At 59.2% G+C, this 5040-nt stretch carries 5 protein-coding genes and 1 pseudogene; 1 reads left to right on the top strand and 5 read right to left on the bottom strand.

Going from position 1 to position 5040, the window contains the following annotated elements; all coding sequences use genetic code 11:
* The 5 genes and pseudogenes from L901_RS21175 to L901_RS27195 all read right to left on the bottom strand — a co-directional run.
* Window positions 1-327 (bottom strand): annotated as a pseudogene (locus tag L901_RS21175) (hypothetical protein); the annotation flags it as partial.
* Complete coding sequence (locus L901_RS21170; protein WP_059760068.1) at window positions 320-862, bottom strand: hypothetical protein; 543 nt, start codon at window positions 860-862, stop codon at window positions 320-322. The pseudogene L901_RS21175 and the gene L901_RS21170, both read right to left, overlap by 8 nt.
* Window positions 863-975: 113 nt before the next feature.
* Entirely contained in the window at window positions 976-2040 is a 1065-nt protein-coding gene (locus L901_RS21165; protein ID WP_059760067.1) for a hypothetical protein, read from the bottom strand.
* A gap of 331 nt (window positions 2041-2371) precedes the next feature.
* Window positions 2372-3550 carry a hypothetical protein gene (locus L901_RS21160; protein WP_059760065.1) on the bottom strand — a complete coding sequence of 393 codons (1179 nt, stop codon included), beginning with the start codon at window positions 3548-3550 and terminating at the stop codon, window positions 2372-2374.
* Between the two features lie 483 nt (window positions 3551-4033).
* Window positions 4034-4333, bottom strand: a complete 300-nt coding sequence (locus tag L901_RS27195) for a hypothetical protein (RefSeq protein WP_147401560.1) — start codon at window positions 4331-4333, stop codon at window positions 4034-4036.
* A gap of 67 nt (window positions 4334-4400) precedes the next feature.
* Between L901_RS27195 and L901_RS21155 the strand changes: the two genes are divergently transcribed.
* Window positions 4401-4748 carry a hypothetical protein gene (locus L901_RS21155; RefSeq protein ID WP_059760063.1) on the top strand — a complete coding sequence of 116 codons (348 nt, stop codon included), beginning with the start codon at window positions 4401-4403 and terminating at the stop codon, window positions 4746-4748.
* Window positions 4749-5040: the final 292 nt, after the last annotated feature.

Raw genomic sequence — 5040 nt, 5'->3', positions numbered from 1 at the left:
AGGGATGTTCACGAGTTGCGCGGCGAACGACGGATGCTTGACCTCGGCGGTCACGACACCATCGCCAGCAGAGCCGGCCGTTGGATTGCCGGTCTCCTTCGGTGCGACAAGCCAGTCACCAAAATTGCGCCGGAACCAGGTATCGTCACGGATCGGATCGCCGGTCAGTCGTGTCGTGTCGAAAGCCGGACTGTAGCGGCAGGTGAGATGACCATCGACATCGACGATCCTGCTTTCCAGCAGACCGTTGCGCAGCGCGGTCCGGCGTGCCTCGCGACGGCTAAGATGACGAAGGCGGCGGATAAACAGTCGGGCGAGCTTATCCATCAATCCGACCTCCCGTCTCCGCGGCAATAATTGCCGTTTGGGCGTTCTGCACCGGATCGCGCGGACGCGTCCGACCACGCCGCCGCCCGTCAATGCCACCGGGCTTCGGGATCCGCGCCAACACACGGTCGCGCGGCGAACGACGCGACGGATGCGCGTCAGCCGACGAACCGGTCGAGACAGACAGGCTCAGGTGTTCGTTCCGGGACCGATCAAGATGCCGGTTGCGGTTGCGCATCCAGTCGAGCAGCAGGTGGCATGCCGCATTGCCGCTGTCGGCAACTGCACTCAACCTAAGCATCAGAGGTTCCGGCAGAAGGCCATCCAGCCAAGAACCTTGCCGGACGAAGGCGAGCGCCAGGCCGATCAGAACGGCGGGGTCGTCGCGATCGCTCGAACCGCGATCCACGTCATCGGATTGTACCGGGGGGATATTCGCGAGCCTGCCGTGAAGGCAAGGCAACGCGATGGTATCGGTCGTGACCGCTTCGCACCGGAAGCCGGCCACAGACGGGCTGTGGGTATCGATGGACATGACTGTCTCCTCGCCGGAGCGCATCGGCATCCGGCGTTCATGGAATGGAGGATGAGGGAAGCCGGCCACGCACCTGGCGCGGCCGCAATCGGTGACGCTAGGCCAACGGCCCGTCAGTGCCCGCGCGGACGGCGGGCAAAGCCGACCCGGATACGGACCGCTTCCGGTTCGTCGTCCTGATCATCGTCGAAGCAGGCGAGATCGCAGTGAGCATCATCTTCGTCCTGTACGACTACCGCCTGCTCTTCCTCGTAGCTTCGAGCGGGACCGTTCAAGGCAATCAGCGGTTTGCCGGAAACGACCGAGGTAGCGGCCGCGTCCGACGCGACCATCGCCACGCCGAGCGCCTTGCTGGCTTCAGCTTCGAGTAGCTGCTGCACGCGGCGGCCAAAGCGCAGACGCAGTTCGGCCATGCAAGCGGCGACACCATCGATTTCCAGCAAGTCGTCGATCTCGGACAAGGCCCAGATGCCGGTGGCATGATCGCTCGGGCGGCTGGCACCATCGACGATGGCGACCTCGACCGTATCGATCATGAGCCGCTTGTGGTTCTTGTAGAGCCAGTCCGGCAACACCATCGCCGAGGCCATCATCTTCATCTTCAGCTCTTCGAGACGGCTGGTGTCGCCGTAAGAGGCGAGCGATCGTTTGAGGTCGAGAATGTAGGCCAGGTGCTTTGTCCGGTTCACCACGATCAGGTCGGGCGTATAGCTGCCTTTGGCCGGCGCCTCGCAGTCGAGCTTCACGCCGTCAAGGGACGACCAGTCGTTTCCGGCGACGGCTTCAAGCGCCGCCTTGACCAACGGCAGTTTCAGCGACTGGGTCAGCACGGTGATGTTTGGATTGGCTTTCGCCAGACGCTCAACCGCCTGTTCCAGCAGCTTGCCTTCGCGGAAAGACACGGCGCGCACGAGCGAGGCGATGTGAACGTAGTGGCCGAGGATGTCGTCTTCGACGGGTTCGCCGTCGGCAATGGCGGCGATGGCGCGATCGATCAGCAGATCGAGATCGGCCTCGACGTCATGGAAGTGAACGATATGCGGATGGCGGCGCAATGCGGGCGGCTCGCCGATGCTGTAGGCATCGATACCGAATGAGCGGTGGGAGAAGACAGATGCCGCTGCTGCGGTCGAACGGAGAACTTCCCCATTGGGGATCATAGAGGTAAACGTGGTCATAGCCCGATTCCTTTTCGCGAAGGCTTGAGGGTCAGGCCCTTGGTAGCGTTGGCGCGCTGCCTTGGGCCGTTTGTGTCCGGTCTTCCGAACGACCCCAACCTGGCAGGACCGGGAGCCGGGCTCAAGGACCCGGAACAACAAAAAAGAACAAAGCCGGTACATAGTTAACGTCGGGCTCACAACGTCCAGGCCGATCAACGCTTCCGGTGATCGCAACGGTCGGCCTGCGCGTTTTCACTCGCCATCATCAGGCAAAAGGAAAAGGGCCGACATGCGGCCCTTTCGAGTTTGGCGGGAAGGCCTGTTCACCGGCCTTCGTGCAAACTGCGTCTTACGGCGTGACGGCGGGTGCGAGTTCAACATCGGCGACGCTGTCATCGGCAAGCGCCGGCACCTTGGCAAACTGCTTGCGGTTTCGCGGTGCCTCCCGGCTGACCGTCATGAAGCCGCCGGTCGCCTCCTCCAGAGCCGCGCCGAACCGGTCGATCACCTCATTCGAGACTTCGGCATCATCAGAGACCTCGTCCGACATTACCGGCTCGGCATCGTGGCGATCGCCGACGCTGTCCGCTTCTGCCGGAACCACCGGTTCGGAAACCGGAGCAGTTGGCGCTGCGAGCGGCCATTCCGGCTTCCGCTCTTTGGACACCGCCCAGCCGAGCACCGGGAGCACATGCAGCGCAAGCCAGTCCCGCATGTCTTTCGACTTCGGCCAGCCATCGACACCACCCAATGTGTAGAGCGTGTCGTTGACCTCCGTCCAGCCGGTCTTCTTCGGGAATTTCGTAGCCTTGGTGTTGCGGCCATAATCGAGTTCCGGCTCGAGGAACAAGGCCAGGCTTTCGAGTTCCTGACGCGCGACGCGGGCGATGTCCTGGATTTCCTTCGCCAGCGCTTCCTTGATCACGCGGCTTCTGGTCAACGAAGCCTCGACCGCCTTGCAGATCGTGACGAGGTGCTCGATGAACGCCTTCAATCCATCGCGGATCTTGGCCGCAATCAACGCTTTCAGCCCGCCAACACCGCCCATCCAGAACTGATCGTCCTTCTCGGCCTTGTCACCACCTTCTTCGCCACCGGCCAAGATGGCCTTCACGTCGGCAACCTGAAGGCGCCCGTTCTCCTCGGCAAAGGCAATGGCCGCTTTGACCTGATCGTCGGTTGCCGAACTCAGATGGAACAACACCGTCGCGCCGACCGACAGATCGACCAGTTCATCACGAACATGGCCGAGGTTGCGGAACACCGCCATATAGTTGCGACCGCTGCGCGGTGCGAGACCGCAGCGCATCTTCACCCATTTGTCGAACCGGCCATCTGCCAGCAGGTCCGCGGCTTTCGCCAGATGATCGCCGAGCTCAAAAGTCTGCTCGGTGGTGCGGCGCCCGAGGTCGAAGATATGGGCCGCGCTGCTTTCGAGCAGATCGCGCGTCGTGTGCCCGATCCCCTCTTCTTCATAGTTATAGGAGAAGGCGGCGGTCGCAGTGGTCTTGGTATTTCTGGTGCGCATGGAAGTCTCCGTGTGACGTGTTTACAATGTATCCGACGAACAACACATCGGATGACTATATGATTGCGCCAGTACGGATGTAATGCAAATTCAAGTAAAATATCTCTATAGTATACATTCGATTATAACCTTTGTCTCTCTGCCGTTTTCGGCGGTTGTATTTAATATCTAACGATATATTAATCAATTAATATCGATATATACGATAATTATAAAATTTTTTCACTTCATGATCGATCGGTATTATTTCACCGCAAAATCCAGAATCCGGAGCCGGATAGCCGACCTCCCATAATTAAGGCCTCCACGAAGTAGTCTTGCCGTCACGGGAACACGCAACGAAGTAAACACGAAGCCAGAGTCTCGCCGTCTAAGAGCGATGCTCGATTTCCACCCGAAGATGGCACATTCCGCGCGAACGGCTGGGACATATGACATGCGACTTCGCGGATGAACCGACCGGGAAGATCTCGGTTCGCCGCCTCATATTCCGGAGTGGAGATGGTCCTGCAGGCGCAAGCGCGACAGGAAGTCGCCGGCGATTTCCACCAGATTGCCCACAGGTCGTTTCAACGTGCCCGCACGTCGAGACAAATTGCGCTCATTTGATTCAAGGTCCGATATTTTTGATTCCAAACGCTGGTCATTTGATTCACGGCCGCCGTTTGTCCCTCGCCAACTTATCTCGACCTGTCTCAACGTGCCCGCAATTGATCTCAAATTGCGCTCATTTGATTCAGAACCCCAAAAAAACGATTCATAAACCGGGATTTCCGATTCCATGCAAACGGCGTTGCCGCAGCGATAACGGTCTGGCATCGATAGCAGAAGACCTGACAGGGAAGAGCGAATGCCAGCAAAGTCCGAGGAGATCCGCAACACGAAACAGCGCGAGCGACAGCAGAAGCTGCGTGATGCCGACAGAAAGGCCAAGCGCCCCGGACGCGACGATGTGGCCCGCACGGCGCTGTTCATGGCGATCTCCGCCATGGCTGCCGAGGGAGCAACGGAAACCCTGGGAAAGTTTAAAAAACGGGTGGTCAGGATGCTGGTCAAGCAGGGCTTCGACGAGCATGAATCCCATACCGTCTTCGATGGGCTTGTTGAGAAGTACCGGGATGGCGACTGGCCGTTCCGCCGCAAGCCCCATCTGCTTTATCCTGACGGCGATCCTGATGGTGCCGACGAGGGCGCCTGAGCGGTTTCGTCTACCTGCCTACGGTCCCGGCCTGTTCACGCTGCGCTGCCACGGGAACGCCTAACGGCGTTTGCAATCTCTACGACACCTCCCCCCATTACTCGGTTAAACGCCGTTTATCCTGAATCGGATTTCCAGAGTGCTGGGGGGGGGGACAGCTCATCTAAGATCAACTCATCAGCATCCATCCGATTCGCTAAAATGCTATCGATCTGATTAGGCTCTGGTCAGCCATGTTTTCAAATAATCCTGGATACTCCAAAGTCACTGCATTGATTTCGCAAAGGGTATG

The organism is Agrobacterium sp. D14, from assembly GCF_001526505.1.
GTDB lineage: Bacteria > Pseudomonadota > Alphaproteobacteria > Rhizobiales > Rhizobiaceae > Agrobacterium > Agrobacterium leguminum.
The sequence above is the reverse complement of the archived record's forward strand: the minus strand, read 5'-3'. Positions and strand labels throughout refer to the sequence as shown.

Bases quoted from the DNA above. Each gene is read 5' to 3' on its own strand.
- L901_RS21155 (WP_059760063.1), top strand. From the start codon at position 4,401: ATGCCAGCAAAGTCCGAGGAGATCCGCAACACGAAACAGCGCGAGCGA.
- L901_RS21160 (WP_059760065.1), bottom strand. From the start codon at position 3,550: ATGCGCACCAGAAATACCAAGACCACTGCGACCGCCGCCTTCTCCTAT.
- L901_RS21165 (WP_059760067.1), bottom strand. From the start codon at position 2,040: ATGACCACGTTTACCTCTATGATCCCCAATGGGGAAGTTCTCCGTTCG.
- L901_RS21170 (WP_059760068.1), bottom strand. From the start codon at position 862: ATGTCCATCGATACCCACAGCCCGTCTGTGGCCGGCTTCCGGTGCGAA.
- L901_RS27195 (WP_147401560.1), bottom strand. From the start codon at position 4,333: ATGGAATCGGAAATCCCGGTTTATGAATCGTTTTTTTGGGGTTCTGAA.